13 protein-coding genes and 1 pseudogene are annotated in these 14,370 nt (G+C 68.5%); 10 read left to right on the forward strand and 4 right to left on the reverse strand.

The window, feature by feature from the left end:
- Positions 1-64: 64 nt before the first annotated feature.
- Entirely contained in the window at positions 65-931 is an 867-nt protein-coding gene (locus tag ACFYZB_RS44270) for an alpha/beta fold hydrolase (RefSeq protein ID WP_388767556.1), read from the reverse strand.
- Positions 932-1,075: 144 nt separating this feature from the next.
- Between ACFYZB_RS44270 and ACFYZB_RS44275 the strand changes: the two genes are divergently transcribed.
- The 7 genes and pseudogenes from ACFYZB_RS44275 to ACFYZB_RS44305 all read left to right on the forward strand — a co-directional run bounded on the left by ACFYZB_RS44275 (position 1,076) and on the right by ACFYZB_RS44305 (position 6,874).
- Positions 1,076-1,672, forward strand: coding sequence for a TetR/AcrR family transcriptional regulator (locus tag ACFYZB_RS44275; RefSeq protein WP_388767557.1), 597 nt, complete (start codon positions 1,076-1,078; stop codon positions 1,670-1,672).
- A 182-nt stretch (positions 1,673-1,854) separates the two neighbouring features.
- Positions 1,855-2,808: an alpha/beta hydrolase gene (locus ACFYZB_RS44280; protein ID WP_388767558.1), complete on the forward strand. Its 954-nt coding sequence runs from the start codon at positions 1,855-1,857 to the stop codon at positions 2,806-2,808.
- A 161-nt stretch (positions 2,809-2,969) separates the two neighbouring features.
- Positions 2,970-3,368: a nuclear transport factor 2 family protein gene (locus tag ACFYZB_RS44285; protein ID WP_388767559.1), complete on the forward strand. Its 399-nt coding sequence runs from the start codon at positions 2,970-2,972 to the stop codon at positions 3,366-3,368.
- 612 nt (positions 3,369-3,980) lie between these two features.
- Complete coding sequence (locus ACFYZB_RS44290) at positions 3,981-4,403, forward strand: nuclear transport factor 2 family protein (RefSeq protein WP_388767560.1); 423 nt, start codon at positions 3,981-3,983, stop codon at positions 4,401-4,403.
- Between the two features lie 207 nt (positions 4,404-4,610).
- On the forward strand, positions 4,611-4,979 hold the full coding sequence (locus tag ACFYZB_RS44295; protein WP_388767562.1) for a hypothetical protein: 369 nt from the start codon (positions 4,611-4,613) through the stop codon (positions 4,977-4,979).
- Positions 4,980-5,507: 528 nt separating this feature from the next.
- A pseudogene (locus tag ACFYZB_RS44300) lies at positions 5,508-5,729 on the forward strand (helix-turn-helix domain-containing protein); the annotation flags it as partial.
- 263 nt (positions 5,730-5,992) lie between these two features.
- Positions 5,993-6,874, forward strand: a complete 882-nt coding sequence (locus tag ACFYZB_RS44305; RefSeq protein WP_388767564.1) for an IS5 family transposase — start codon at positions 5,993-5,995, stop codon at positions 6,872-6,874.
- Between the two features lie 31 nt (positions 6,875-6,905).
- Here ACFYZB_RS44305 and ACFYZB_RS44310 read toward each other — a convergent pair whose 3' ends face one another.
- The gene (locus ACFYZB_RS44310; RefSeq protein WP_388767566.1) at positions 6,906-7,631 is read right to left on the reverse strand and encodes a hypothetical protein; all 726 of its coding nucleotides are present in this window, start codon (positions 7,629-7,631) and stop codon (positions 6,906-6,908) included.
- Positions 7,632-8,034: 403 nt separating this feature from the next.
- On the opposite strand from ACFYZB_RS44310, the gene ACFYZB_RS44315 reads away from it, so the two are divergent.
- Together ACFYZB_RS44315 and ACFYZB_RS44320 are read left to right on the forward strand one after the other, a co-directional pair.
- Entirely contained in the window at positions 8,035-8,391 is a 357-nt protein-coding gene (locus ACFYZB_RS44315) for a PRC-barrel domain-containing protein (protein WP_351218052.1), read from the forward strand.
- Between the two features lie 25 nt (positions 8,392-8,416).
- Positions 8,417-8,584, forward strand: coding sequence for a hypothetical protein (locus ACFYZB_RS44320; RefSeq protein ID WP_351218053.1), 168 nt, complete (start codon positions 8,417-8,419; stop codon positions 8,582-8,584).
- Positions 8,585-9,349: 765 nt separating this feature from the next.
- Here the strand turns inward: ACFYZB_RS44320 and ACFYZB_RS44325 are convergent.
- On the reverse strand, positions 9,350-10,411 hold the full coding sequence (locus ACFYZB_RS44325) for a 1-acyl-sn-glycerol-3-phosphate acyltransferase (RefSeq protein ID WP_388767568.1): 1,062 nt from the start codon (positions 10,409-10,411) through the stop codon (positions 9,350-9,352).
- A complete protein-coding gene (locus ACFYZB_RS44330; protein WP_388767569.1) occupies positions 10,408-11,994 on the reverse strand; it encodes a patatin-like phospholipase family protein in 1,587 nt (528 codons plus the stop codon). Before ACFYZB_RS44330 ends, ACFYZB_RS44325 begins: the two co-directional genes overlap by 4 nt.
- Before the next feature lie 548 nt (positions 11,995-12,542).
- On the opposite strand from ACFYZB_RS44330, the gene ACFYZB_RS44335 reads away from it, so the two are divergent.
- A complete protein-coding gene (locus ACFYZB_RS44335; protein ID WP_388767570.1) occupies positions 12,543-14,237 on the forward strand; it encodes a SpoIIE family protein phosphatase in 1,695 nt (564 codons plus the stop codon).
- Positions 14,238-14,370 lie beyond the last annotated feature (133 nt).

Below are 14,370 nucleotides of genomic sequence, written 5' to 3' on the forward strand. Positions count from 1 at the left end.
GACCGCGATCAAGGTCGCCATCCGATCGCCGCCCTCCTTGTGCGGGCCCCGCTTCTGGCGCGCCTCAGCTGAGGACACGGCCGAGGAATCCGTGGATGTAGCCGCTGATGGCGTCGAGATGCGTCTCCAGTGCGAAGTGACCAGCAGGCAGCAGATGGACTTCGGCGTCTGGCAGGTCACGGGAGAAGGCCCGAGCGCCGTCCGGTCCGAAGATCTCGTCGCGTTCGCCCCAGACCGCGAGCAGCGGCACCTTGCTGGTACGGAAGTACTCCTGGAGCTGCGGATAGCCCTCGATGTTGGTCGGGTAGTTCCGGAACAGTGCCAGCTGGACCTGGTCGTTGCCCGGCCGGTCCAGCAGGGTCTGGTCGTGCAGCCAGGTGTCCGGGCTGACCAGACTCGCTTCTTCGGCCCCGTTCTCGTACTGCCAGCGCGTGGACTTGGCGCTGAACTTCGCCCGCGCACCGGGCTCGGTGGCAGGCCCGGGTGACGTGGCGTATGCGAACAGGTCGTCCCAGAAGGGCGTGGCGAAGCCCTCCATGTACGCGTTACCGCTCTGCGAGATGACGGCCGTCACCTCGTAGGCCGGGTTCAAAGCCAGCCGCCAGCCGATCGGGGCACCGTAGTCGTGCACGTAGAGCGAGAAGCGGCTGACCCCCAGCTCGTCGAGCAGCCCCGCGGTGATGTCGGCCAGGTTGTCGAAGGTGTAGTCGAATTCGTCGACTGTGGGCATCGAGGACTGACCGTACCCGATGTGGTCGGTGGCGATCACGTGATAGCGATCGGCGAGCGCGGGGATGAGATGGCGGAACATGTGGGAACTGCTGGGAAATCCGTGCAAGAGCAGCACCACCGGCGCTTCGCTCGGGCCCGCCTCGCGGTAGAACACCTGTTGGCCGGCGATCGTCGTGGTCCGGTGGTACGTAGGGAGCATGCCGGCCTCCCTCCCCAGGGATTCCACTTCTACGGCCCGCAGAGCCTGCCGCACGTTGCCCACGCTAGACCCGGCCTCCGGCAGCGGCCACTCAGGACCCCCGACGATATGGAACGATGAGTCAAGAACGGCTAGGCTGTGCGGATGGCGCGTCCACGGAGCTTCGACGGGAACAGAGTGCTCGATTTGGCGCGTGAGCAGTTCTGGAACCGTGGCTACGCCGCCACGTCGCTGAGCGATCTGGTTGCCGCCACCGGCCTCGGCAAGGGCAGCCTGTACGGCGCGTTCGGCGACAAGCACCAGCTCTTCCTGAACCTGCTGAACAGCTACTGCACCGAGCAGATCAGTCACATCCAGCAGGTCCTTGCCGGCTCCGGCACCGCCATGGAGCGCCTGGCGCGCCTGTTCGAGGACGTCGCGCACAGCTACGGCACAGATGCCCAGCGCCGAGGCTGTTTCATGGTCAACAGCGCCTCGGAGCTCCGTGGGCAGGATCCCGAGGTGGTCGCCCTGGCTCGGGCAACGTACCAGCGTGTCGAGGACCTTCTCGTGGACTGCGTGAAGGAGGCGCAGCAAGCGCGTGCGCTGGACCCAGGCGCTGACGCACGCGAGCTGGGCCGACTGCTGCTCGCCGCGCTGCAGGGCATCGAGTTCCTTGCGAAGACCAACATGGACACCGCGGCCCTCCTGCAGATCGGACGTACCGCGCTGCGTCAGCTTCCCAGCCCTGACGACGCGTAAGCAGACAACCAGGAAGACGCGCGGTTCACGCGTGGCTCCCTGTCCGGCAGGCGAAGGCATCGACTCCGGCGTGCGGGTTCCTGGGGCGGGAGTCAGGGTGGAGTGGAGAGGCTCCGCGGCCGCCCGGTCGGACCGGCCAGTGCGGCGAGGGTGTGATCTGCGCACAAAGGCAGGGACCCACCATGACCAAGCCCATCCTCGAGCCAGCCGCCCAAGAGGTCGCGGACGCGTCGGCGAAGCCGCCGTTCCTCTACGAACTCGGCCCGGAAGGCGCCCGCAAGGTGCTGGACGACATCCAGGCGGCACCGGTCGAAAAGCCTGACGTGGAGGACACGTGGATCACGGTGCCCGCCGAGGTGGGTGACGTCCAGGTCCGCATCGTCAAACCTGTCGGTGCAGCCGCGGGCCTGCCGGTCATCCTCTACATTCACGGCGGAGGCTGGATCATGGGCAACGCCGGGACACACGACAGGCTTGTACGGGAGCTGGCCGTCGGCACCGGCGCCGCGGTCGCCTTCGTCGAGTACGACCGCTCCCCCGAGGCCCGGTACCCGGTGGCGATCGAGCAGGCCTACGCGACCGCACGCCGGCTGACCGCGAACGGCGCGGCCGAGGGCCTGGACGCCTCCAGCATGGCGGTCGCCGGGGACTCCGTCGGCGGCAACATGGCCGCCGCGTTGGCCATCATGGCCAAGCAGCGCGGCGATGTCAGGTTCGTCCACCAGTCGCTGTACTACCCCGTGACCGACGCCGCCCAGGACACCGCAAGCTACCGGGAGTTCGCAGGCGGGCCGTTTCTGACCGCCAGGTCCATGGCCTGGTTCTGGGACGCCTACACCACTGACCCCGCGCAGCGCGCGGAAGCCACCGCCTCACCGCTGCGGGCCAGCCCGGAGGAGCTGTCCGGGCTGCCGCCGGCGCTGGTGATCGTGGATGAGAACGACGTACTGCGCGACGAAGGCGAAGCCTATGCGCGCCGCCTGATTCAGGCTGGCGTGCCCACGACCAGCGTCCGCTACAACGGCATCATCCACGACTTCATGATGCTCAACCCCGTCCGTCCCACCCAGGCGGCGACGGCCGCCATCGAGCAGGCCATCCATGCCCTCCGCAAGGCGTTCGGGCATGGTTCTTGACTGTGCAGTCCATAACTGTTCTACTTGGCCTGCACATGAATTTCCCTCCTGATCCTTCGACGGGTTCCGCTGTTTCTCGCGCGCTTTCAGAACCGGCGATTCATGCAGCTCCTCATCCTGGGGCGACGCTCCAGTTCTACCGCTCTGAAAGGTTCCTGATCATGGCCACGCGTGAGGTAGTGGAGAAGTTCTTCGGATTGCTCGCCGCTGGAAACCCGGACGCGGTGGCCGCAGCGTTCGCGGAAGACATCGACTGGTGCGTTCCCGGCTCGCCCTCCCTGCCCTGGACCGGACACCGCTCCAAGGGCAGCGACGTGGCGGACTACCTGCGGACCCTCGTGGACAACATCGTCCCGGAGAAAAGCGTGGACCAGGTCGAGGCCCTGCTGGTCGATGGCGATCACGCAGTCATGCTGGGTCGGTTCACGCGCGAAGCCAGGAGCACCGGCAGGGTTTACGAAATGCCTGTCGCGATGCACTTCCAGGTGGAGGGCGACAAGATCGTCAAGTTCCACCTCTATGAGGACACCCTCAAGGTCTCGCAGGCTTATGCCAGTTGACAAGCATCAAGTGCTCACCCAGCCCGTGTCCGGAAGATCCCGGAGCAACAACGGAATAGCCCCGGTGGAGGCGGACGCCTCCCGGTTCAGCTTCGTCCAGGGCGGTTGCAAGTTCCGGGATCGCGTAGATCGTCTGTGCTCAGCGGGAGTTGACGCGACAACAGCACAGGCACGAGATCGATGATCATCAGGGTGTCTACGCCCGCTGATCACATTGAGGTCCCGTGCCTGCCGCTCCAACCTCCCCGATCCCTGCCGCCCCGGCGAACTGGGCCCCTTCCACCAGCAGGACGCCGGCCGCCTGCGCGCCCACCTCCAACGCGTGCCCGACCCGCGTTCGCGTCGCGGGCGGTGTGTACCCCCTGGTCGGCCTGCTGCTGGTCTGCGCCTCCGCAGCCGTCTCCGGCGCACGGACCATCACCGAGATCACCGAGTGGGGACAGCGCGCCACCACCACGGTGCTGGAACAGCTCGGCATCCGCCGCCACCGTCCAGACTCGGCGCGCCCCGTCCCATGCCACCCTCACCCGGCTCCTGGCCGCCCTCGACGGCAATGAGCAGGTGCCCGTAGCGCACAAATACCGTAGGTTCGATTTCCAGAGAAGAAGGCGTATGCAGAATGCCCGCGAGTTGCTGCTCGCTTACACCGGAAACATCAACGACCCGAATAAAGCAGCAGCCCTTTTCGCCGCCGATGGGGCGATCGAGCTTCCGTATCTGGACTCGATCGGTCTGCCGTCTCGCGTTGAGGGACCAGCCGCGATTCGTGAACTGATCACAGGGTTGCTGACCGTCGTGCCGGACTTCGGTTTCGACCACGTCGAGATACTGATCGAAACTCCGGACCAGGTGTTCGGCGAGTGGTCTCTTGAGCGAATGACCACCACGGGGCGGACCTTCAGCCAGCTCTACGCCGGGCGTCTGGTGGCGGAGAACGGGCAGATCAAACTGCTCAGGGAATCCCTGGACCTGGTGCGCGCCGCCCGCGCCATGCTCCCCGAGGGGCTGGCAAGTATTCCCCCGAGTCGCTACTGAATTCGAAAGCGGGCTTCTCGCCACCGCCGAGTACGCCGACTGGTACAACCACCGAAGCCACGGTGAGATAGGCCACGTCCCACCCGTCGAATACGAGAACAACCATTACCTTGCAGCACCCAGGTCCTGGGCCGGCTCCGCAGCAACCTGCGCACGCCGGTCCTCACCCGCCTCGCTTACGGCTCCTACCTGTCGGTGATCGGCACCGTGAAAGTCCGGATCATCGATGCGCGGCTCGCCGTGACCTGCGCGGACAGCACGTCCTTCACCGGATCCTACCGACTGGTCAGCACCCTGACCGACGCCCGCCGTCACCCCGCCACCGTGCTGGTGGGCCTCTATCACCAGCGGTGGGAACATGAATCCGCGTACTACGCACTCCGCCACACGATCATGAACGGGCGCAATCTTCGCTCGGGCGACCCGGCAGGCATCGAGCAGGAGATGTGGTCACTGCTCACGCCCTACCAGGTCCTACGCACCGTGATGGTCGACGCCGCCGAGTCCCCCTCCCCGGCACCGACCCGGACCGCTGCTGTTTCAGTATCACGCTCCACACAGCCCGCGACCAGGTGATCCAGGCCGCCGGCATCGTCACCGCGGACACCGATCGGGACACTCGTCTCGGGATGATCGGCCGTCGGATCCTGACCGCCCTGCTCCAGCCCCGCCGGCAACGGGTCAGCACCCGCAAGGTCAAGTCACCGATGTCCCGCTACAGCGAGCGACGCGACGACAGCCACCCCGACATCAGCCGCAGCGTCACCGACCTCGACGTCACTGTCCTCGAACCCGTGGATCACTCACCCGCACTTCCCTCGGCCTCCCGGGACGACCGGCACGCGGCCCCAGCCTCGCGGCGCCGACACGCATCCTGGCCCTGCTCCACGAAGACCCCACGCGTCTCTGGCAGCCCCGCGACATCGCCCGCCCACTTCGGCGATGTCACCCTGGAGACCATGTACAGACAACTGAATCGGTGGGCCGCCAGCGGCCTCATCCACAAACTCGGCCCCGGCCTCTACGCCGCAACTCTGTGGTCTCCAGCCCCACTTGCGTGACCTGCGAAAACGCTGACTACCCGGCCTTGGGGGAAGGCCCGGCGGCACCAGCCCCGGCCAGTGGCTCATCCGCCAGCGCGTCGACCTGGCCCGGCACCTGCTGCAGACCACTGATTGGCCCGTCGACCTCGTCGCCAACTGCGCCGGATTCGGCACCGCTGTCTTCCTGCCCCAGCACCTTCACGCCGCAATCGGCGTCACACCCCAGGCATACCGCCGCACCTTCCGCCCCGTACCCGCCAACGGTTCAATGTCCTGCCGCTGAGGCTCAGCGGCAGCACCATGCCCGAAGGCTGCGGCTCACGGGATCAGCGCAGTTTGGAGGGGGCCAGGCGGATGGTTGGAGTGGCCGGACCTCGCGTCCGATCGGGAGAGGGACGCGCTGTCGGCGTGCGCGCTGCCGGTGTCAGTGACCACACCCCCGACGGCGATGACGCCAGCGACGATGGTCTTGGTGATGCCTCCGGTCCACTAGGACCTGTCCGAGGGGTCGCGTGGTGGCCTGACTGGTGAATCGTTCCGTGCCGTGTGGGGCGGGGTGATCTGACAGATGCGGAGTGGGCCCGGCTGGAACCGCACCTGCCGAGGAACGCAGGCCGGGGCGGACGGTGGAAGAGCCACCGTGCGGTGATCAACGGCATTCTTTTCCGGCAACGGACCGGCATCCCGTGGCGGGACCTGCCGATGCGGTTCGGCAACTGGAAGACGGTGCATGACAGGCATCGCAGGTGGTCGGCGGACGGCACGTGGGACAGGATCTTGCGGGCCGTCCAGGCCGACGCCGATAGCGAGGGCCGTCTCGACTGGACGATGGCGGGGGTGGACTCGACGGTTTGCCGGGCACACCAGCACGCGGCCGGTGCACGAAAGCAGCCTGCGCGGGTCCCCGGTCGGCGGAGTCGGCCCGCTCATCATCGGGACGACGAAGGGCTGGGCCGCTCCCGGGGAGGGCTGACCACGAAGATTCATCTGGTGGGTGAAGGCGGGCGGCGTCCGCTGGCCGTGCTGATCACGCCGGGGCAGGCAGGCGACGGGCCGTGGATGATCCCGGTGCTGGAGCGCGTCCGTGTGCCGCGCCGGGCCGGCGGGCGTCCTCGCACTCGGCCGGACCACCTCAGCGGCGACAAGGCGTACAGCTCCCGCCCCAACCGCCGCTATCTGCGACGTCGGCAGATCAAGCACACCATCCCCGAGCCCCGCGACCAACAGTCCCATCGTCAAAACCGTGGCAGCAAGGGCGGTCGGCCCGCGGGCTTCGACCGGGCCCGGTATGCCCGCAGGAACGAGGTCGAGCGAACGATCAACGCCCTCAAAGGCTTCCGCGCCGTGGCCACTCGATTCGACAAACGGGCTTACGTCTTCCACGACACGGTGACCGTCACCGCGATCCGGCTGTGGCTCCGCTCCTGAGCCCTCCCGCCCACTTCCGATTCGACCCGGCCTACTGCAGGACGGGGCAATTGGCGGATGTGTACTCGTCCGCGATATTGAACACGCTGGCACAGTGTGGGCATTCAGCCTTGCCGAAGAGGTGGGCGATTCCGTCGGCGAGGGCCTCGTGTCCGTCGCGGACGGCAGTCTCGTGCATCCACCGGCCGATGCCGGAGAGTTCCTCGGAGGACGCCGGCCGTAGGCCGCGACGGTCCATGTCACCCAGGTGCCAGTCCCGGATCGCTGAGTAGCGCCCATGGTCCCCGATGGCGATCGTCACTTCCACGGCGCAGTTAGGGCAGGCCAGGTGGTAGAAGTCGTCCGTGAAGTCCCCCAGGACGGCACTCCAGTGGTACTCCTCCTTGGCCGCGAGCGCATCGAGGAAGGTCGCGAGGTAGTCGACCGGCCTCGATTGCAGGTGCCAGTCCAACAGCTTGTGGAACTCCGCGATCGCGTCGGCGCAGTCCGCCAGCAGATCGTCGCAGCCGTGGTGTCCTGCCGCGCGTCGCAGGATCGTTCCGGCCAGCCCACGCGCCGGTGCGCTCCTCGATGCGAGACGCATCAGGCGTGGCAGGGCGGCAAAACTGGCGGGGAAGACGAGGTCGTGTTCGAGGACCAGCCGGTATCCCAGCTCCTCCCATGCTTCGGCGCTGTTCTCGAGCTCCACCAGTTCCAGAAGCGCGGGGACACGATCGACATCCCCATAGCAGTCCTGCATCTGCGTCCAGTTCACCACCTGGGCATTAAAGCGCCCCATGGCAGCTCGGGTGGACGCCTCTGTCCCTGACCCGCCGGACAGGCCCTAGGCGTGCTTCCTGCCGGGACAGCCGCGAACAGCAGGCAGGGCGCCACGATCCGAGCTGCGGTGTGCTGCACATCGCAGACCTTGGGCGACCGGCGACTGGGCGATGACGTCCGCACCACGGGCAGGGCTCGAGCGCGTCGATTCGTCTGCCGCCTACGCGAAGAGCACGCGGACGTGCCGCCCCGATCTCTTCGCCCGGGCATCGCGCAGCTTTCCACCTCCCCGATTGGTGCTGGAGCTTCTGGCCGGCCTGTCACCGATGGTTCGGGTCGAGCGATGCTGCGAGAGCTATCCCCACCCGATCGGGGGGTACTCGTGAAACCGGAGGTTCATCGTGTTCGAGGCAGGCGACATCCGTGAGTGGCGTGGTCATGACGTGCTCGATCCAGGGGGCCACAAGATCGGTGTCCTGGAGGCGGTATACGTGGACACGGCGACGGACAAGCCGATCTGTGCCACGGTCATGACAGGTCTGCCCACTCGCCGACGCCTGGTGTTCGTGCCGCTCGTGGACGCGACCGTCGGTCCTGGGTACGTGAAGGTTGCCTACGACAAGACCCTGGTCAAGAAGGCCCCCGCGATAGACCCCGACGGCGAGCTTCCCGCCTCGGACGAGCCGGCCGTCTTCGCGCACTATGCCCTCGACTACGCCCCGGGTGCGGGCGGCGAACGCCGCTTGGCCCGCCGCTGAACCACCGAGGCCACCGGGAGAGTCGATGATTGTGTTTCTGCTCCTGATCCTCGTAGCCCTCATCCTGGGCATCGTCGGATTCGCCACGCATGGCCTGTTCTATCTGCTGATCATTGGCGCCGTTGTGCTGCTCGCGGACCTCGTCTTCGCTGCGATCCGCTTTCGGCATCGCGGGCACCGGATCGCACGCTGAATGTGACGGGTCGCAGTGAGTTGACGGATAGAGGCGGGCACGGATACGCCGTAGTCCCTGACTGATCGTTTCGGTCGAGGCCGGCACCCGGCGCGGACGACTGGCGCACTCGGCAGGACGCAGGCAGCGGATCCAGCAGCCCATCCGCCCGGCGCCCGTATCACTGCCGCGCGGCACTCCGGACCGCACGATCACCATCAGTGCTGCCGTCAGCCGTCACCTCGGCGCGGGCTGTGTCGGGCGCTGAGCGCGGTCACCACGTCGAGCGTGACCAGGCGGGTGTCCTGTACCTCCGCGCTGATCAGCATTCGCAGCCGTGCACAACGCCGGCGCTGGTGGTTCACTCCTGGCTCTGATCCCACAACGCCCATCAGCAGGCGCCCATGCCAGCCGTACACGACGGCGATCCGTGGAGCGGCGGGAGGACGGACGCCCCTTGATCGCATAGATCCCCTCCGGCCACAAGGCCTTCGGCGGCGCACTTCGCGTACGCATCGACAGCAGTGCCAACCGCAGCACCATGCTGAACGCGAAAGCGGGAATCCCTGGGCAGCTCTACGACTGGGGTAAAACTCCAAGACACCGGGAACCGGCATCACGGCCCCGCCCGCAGCTCTGCGCCGAGGCCTCCTTGGAGGGGCTTCGCCGGCGCCCGCTGCTCCTGGGACAACTGCTCACGGCCGTCGGGTGATCGACTGCTGAGTCAGGCGCGTGCAGATTCCGGTTGCCCTTGTCGGCCGTCCCACCGTGTTTGATGCCGTCTACTCATGCATGCGTGGCGTGCGATGTCGCATGGTCGGCGATCCAGCGGTCGACGCGGGCCCATTGGGCGAGCAGCCACCGGCTGCGAGCATCGTCGCCCGGAGGGACGCGGCGTGCGGGTATGCGCCACCAGTACGCCCGTACGCCCTCCCGGAGCGGCAGCCGGCTCCAGACGGTGCGCGCGGAGTGGACGACGTCGAGGCCCGTGTGGGCGACGAAGACGACGTCGGCCGCGGGCGCGGCGGCGAGCGCGGCGAGGGCACCGGCGTCCTGCGGCGGCAGGACATGGTGCATCCGTTCCGCGCGGGAGGCGCGGCGAGGCAATCCCCGGCGGCGTAGGGAGGCGATCGCGTGTCGGCGCCGGCGCGGTGTGAAGTTGCCGCCCTCCGGAAAGATCACGAGGGCATCGCCCGGGCCCAGCCGGGCCGCCAGGTTCCCGATCGCGTCCTGTGCCCGGCCCTTGCAATGCGGAAGGAAGCAGTGGGGGACCCGCCCGATGAGGACGTCCAGAGCGGGGTCGGCGCGTAGTGTCCGTTTCAGGACGGGGTGAGGGCGCAGTCCGGCCTGGCTGAGGAGTATCTGGAGCAGCAGGAAGGAGTCGCCGACCCCGGCGTGCCGTGCGAAGACCAGGACCGGCGCCGTTGCGTGTCCCCTGTGGCCTGGGAGCGGTGGAGTCACCTCCACCTGGAGCCTGAAGACCCGCTCGGCCGCACGGCGTAGCAGCCACAGCAGCCTCTCCAGCACGGCGAACACATCCGCGGCGCGCCGCTCCTCGCCCGCCCGTCCCTCGGGCAGTCGTCGCACCCACAGACCGGCGGCGGCCACGAGCCCGGCCAAGTCCACCAGGAGGTACAGAAGGACGTAGCCGGTGATCCGTACCGGCCTCCACGGGCCGCGCCTGGCCAGTGACACCGGCGCACTGAGCACGCACGCGGCGACGAGTAGCGCGGCAACCGTGGGGACGAGGGCGAGCAGCAGTGCGGTGCTGGTCGTACGGCGCAGCCCGGTGACCACCTTGCCGGTCAGCCGCGCCGGGCGTCTTCGGGCCACACCCGCATCGGTCATGGCGTGCCGCCGGGTGCGCTGAGTGCGGTCTCGAGATACCGGGAGGAGGCAGCGTAGGCGCGCTCGATGCGCTCGGCGGTCCGGCCGAAGCTGCGGTACCGCAGCTGCCGCAGGGTGGCTGTGCCCTCCTCGCGGCCCGAGCCCGAGGGCAGGACGCGGACCGTGACGCCGGGTGGCAGGTCCGCCATGTCGCGGGCGAACCGGTGCCGACGAGCGATCTCGAACGCCACCAGGGCCACCTGCCAGGGAGCGCGCGGTGGGGAGAGGGCTTGCTCGACGCGGCCGACCTGCAGGACGTAGACCTCGGTCGCGCCCAGGGCCACCGCGCGGTCGACGGGGATGCTGTTGACCAGGCCGCCGTCGACGAAGTGCTCACCATCGAGCCGCACGGGCGGCAGCAGCCCGGGCACTGCGCACGAGGCGAGCACGGCGTCCACCAGCGGTCCGGCGGCGAACCAGTGCTCTGCGGCCCGTTCGATGTTCGCCGCGACGCACTGGAACGGCAGAGCCAGATCCTCGATATCAGTCACCGGAATGTGAGAGGAGAGCAGTTCGCGCAGCGGCGTGGGGTGGTACAGGTGAGTGCCGCTGCGTACGACGGTGCCCAGCCGCCCGAGTACCGATCCGGAGAACACGCCGGCCCGTCCAAGGCCGGTCCACAGGTCGGCGAGCCGGGCCACCGACGCCCGTGACGGGTCGGCCGCGACGGCGGCGCCGTTGATCGCGCCGACGGAGGTGCCGACGACGAGGTCCGGGTGCACGGCGGCGGCGAAGAGAGCCTTGAGCATGCCCACCTCGTAGGCGCCGAGCGCACCGCCGCCGCCCAACACGAAGGCACGGGTCGGGGGACGGGTGGGACGGCTGTCCTCCATGGCCGAAGAGTGCCCCGACACAGCGTCGGCAACCACCGAGGGACCCCTCGCCGACCGCAGCAGCGGGCGGAATGTGCCGTGGACAGCTCCTCCGCTGTGTGAACCCCCGCCCGCGACGACGCAGGCGGCTGCCGTCGGCTCCGGGGACGGGTGGGCGGACCTTCCGGGCGCAGGCGATGGTGGCCATGCGCTTCCGGTTGGATTCTCGCTGGGCGCGCGGCGGCCGGCGGGGGCGCCCTTGGCGGCCTTCCGGCGGGTCGCTTCGCGCAGGACCTCGGGCCTCATGACGATGCCCTTGCCGTCGGCCTGGATCACCAGCGGCATGTCGCGGGTGCGGGGGACGGCGATCCTGGCCTGGTAGAACGCGTCGATGTCACCTGCCGCGAACACCAGGAGTCGGGGGTTGTCGTCTACCCGGCACATGGCCGCAGCGGCGGCGGATCGCTTCGAGGGCCTGGTCACCAAGATGTCCTGGTCGACCCGTGGCAGCACCTCCGGCTCCAGGCCCGGCTGCCACTTCTGCACCGCCAGCACCCCCACGACCCGCCGTTCCGCTCCTGCGAACTGCGACACATCCTCCGCCGCCAGCAGCGCATCCCGTACCGCTTTTCCCGGATCGCCACCGGCCATCCTCGCCAGGAGCTCACCAGCGGTCTCCCGGGTGATCACCAGCTGCGACAGCAGCTCACGCTCAGCCTCCAGCCGAACCATCGACTCAGCCCCCGGAGCTTGAGTTCTTCCACACGCCTCCCCAGGTCAAGCCATCCCTCGAAACGATCCGCAACCAGCTTCGATCTCAATGTCCGGCACGAGCCGACGCCGATCAGGGCCGACCGGGCACTCCTTGTGTGCCAGAGCTTGGACGACGGCGATGACACCGTTGTTCAGCCTGACCCGCGGAGTCTCGCCCCCCCGGGGGATCTGCTGATTGGGTCCCCCGACCCCGACAACCCGGATGAAGACGCGATCGATGACTTCGTGTGGAGGTGAGCTCCGACGCGAACGAGCATAGGTTGATCCTCTGCGTCGGCTGGACGCGGGCCGACGGCTTCTCCCGTGCGGTCTTTGCCCTCGCGCAAAAACACGGTCTGACCTGCTTTGGCCTGCAGCACAACGAGGTGCACAACCCATCGACGTCGTGAGGGGCGCTGCCCCTTGTGGCGTTGGTCCGGTGCGCCTTGCGAGGGTCGGCCCTGTCCCAGGGGGGAACCCGGATCGCAGCGATGGTCCAGGCGATTTTTCCGGTGAGGGAGGCAGCAATGAGGGGCCCGGAGGGTCCGCAGGAAGCGGTTGTCAGGGCCCTCGACGCCCTCGGTACGGGTGCTTACCTGACGGACGAACAGGGCTTCATCGTCGCCGTCAACGCGCGTGGCGAGGAACTCCTGGCCCGCCCCGCGTCGGATCTGGTCGGCCAGGACGCCCACGATCTACTGCATCGCACCAGCTGCGGCGAGCCCGTGCCGAGGGCCCAGTGCCGGATGCGGGAAAGCATCCTCGGCGGGCGCACGGAGCAGGGTGCGGACGAGTGGCTCGAGCGTGGAGACGGCACGCTGCTGCCGGTGGCATGGCTGGCCACGCCCTGTGACACCGGTAGCCGTCCGTCCGCCACACTCTTCCTCTTTCACTCCGCCGGCCGCTCCGGGCGTCCCGCCCAGCGGCCACCGGCCGGCGGACGGCTCTCCGAACTCGAACGGCTCGCTCTGCTCGCCGAGACGACCACCCTGCTCACCTCCACCCTGGACATCCACGAGGCGCTGCGCCGCCTGATCAACCTCGTGGTGCCCCGCATCGCCGACTGGGCCGTCATCGATCTGATCAGCGAGCGGGACGAAGTGTCGCGCTTCGCCGTCGCCCACGCGGAAGGCGGCACCGTGGCGTTCCGGGAGGACCTCCAGGGGCCCATGCCGCCCGTGCCCCAGGAGTCCCCGATGCCCCTGTCCCGCGCCCTGCGCGGCGTCACGTCCTCCTTCGCCGGCCCCGAGACCTACCAGGGACCGCCCGACTCCGGCATTGCGGTCGAGCAGCGGCGCCTGTTCGAGGCGACCGGCATGCACTCGGCGATCGTGGTCCCCTTGCGCAGCCTGCACGACGTACTGGGCGCCCTCACCCTCGGCCGCGCCGACCAGCCCGATCGGTTCACCGCGACCGACGCCGCCCTGCTGGAGGACGTCGCCCGACGCGCCAGCCTCGGCCTGGAGAACGCCCGCCTCTACCAGCGCCAGCGCAAGGTCGCCGAAACCATGCAGCGCCATCTGCTGCCGAAGCTCCCGCGGACGCCCGGCCGCAGCATGACCGCGCGTTACCTGCCCGCGCCGGACGCCTCAGAGGTCGGCGGCGACTGGTACGACGCGTTCACCCTGCCGGACGGCGCCACCGCTCTCGCCATCGGCGACGTCGTCGGCCACGACCTGGAGGCCGCGGCCGGCATGGCCCAGCTGCGCAACATGCTCCGCGCGTACGCGGTGTCCCAGCAGAAGCCACCGAGCAAGATCGTGGAATGGCTCGACCGGGCGACGCTGGACATCGCGGAGGTCTCCATGGCCACGCTGGTCTTTGCCCGCATGAGTGAGAACGACGCCGGCCAGTGCGAGCTGTCCTGGACCAACGCGGGCCATCCACCGCCGCTGCTGGTCACCTATGAGGGCATGGCCCGCTATCTGACCGACGGCCACGGGATCCTCCTGGGTGTCACACCCGGCCAGGTTCGCCCCGACGCGACAGCGGAACTGCCTCGCGGGGCAACCCTGCTCCTCTACACCGACGGCCTGATCGAGTCCCCGAGCCACACCCTGGACGAGGGCCTGAACCGTCTGCGCCGCCACGCCGCGTCCTTGGCCCACCGCCCCCTGGAATCCTTCACCGACGAGCTGTTGGCGCGGGGGCGCCCACCGGACAACGACGACGACGTGGCCCTGTTGGCCGTCCGGTACGGGCCACCAGCCTCGTCTTATTGAAGCTCCCGAAGCCGTGAGACGGCACCGGCAAGTTCCGCTTGACATCCTCCCGGCCCTGAAGGGACCGGGATTCCTTGGTCAGGTGGCTTGGCCGGTCGCCCGGCTGCCGGGTTCCTGCTTCACGGACTGGCCA

Origin of the sequence: Streptomyces sp. NPDC001852, assembly GCF_042891825.1 — a bacterium.
In the GTDB taxonomy this organism is placed as follows: domain Bacteria; phylum Actinomycetota; class Actinomycetes; order Streptomycetales; family Streptomycetaceae; genus Streptomyces.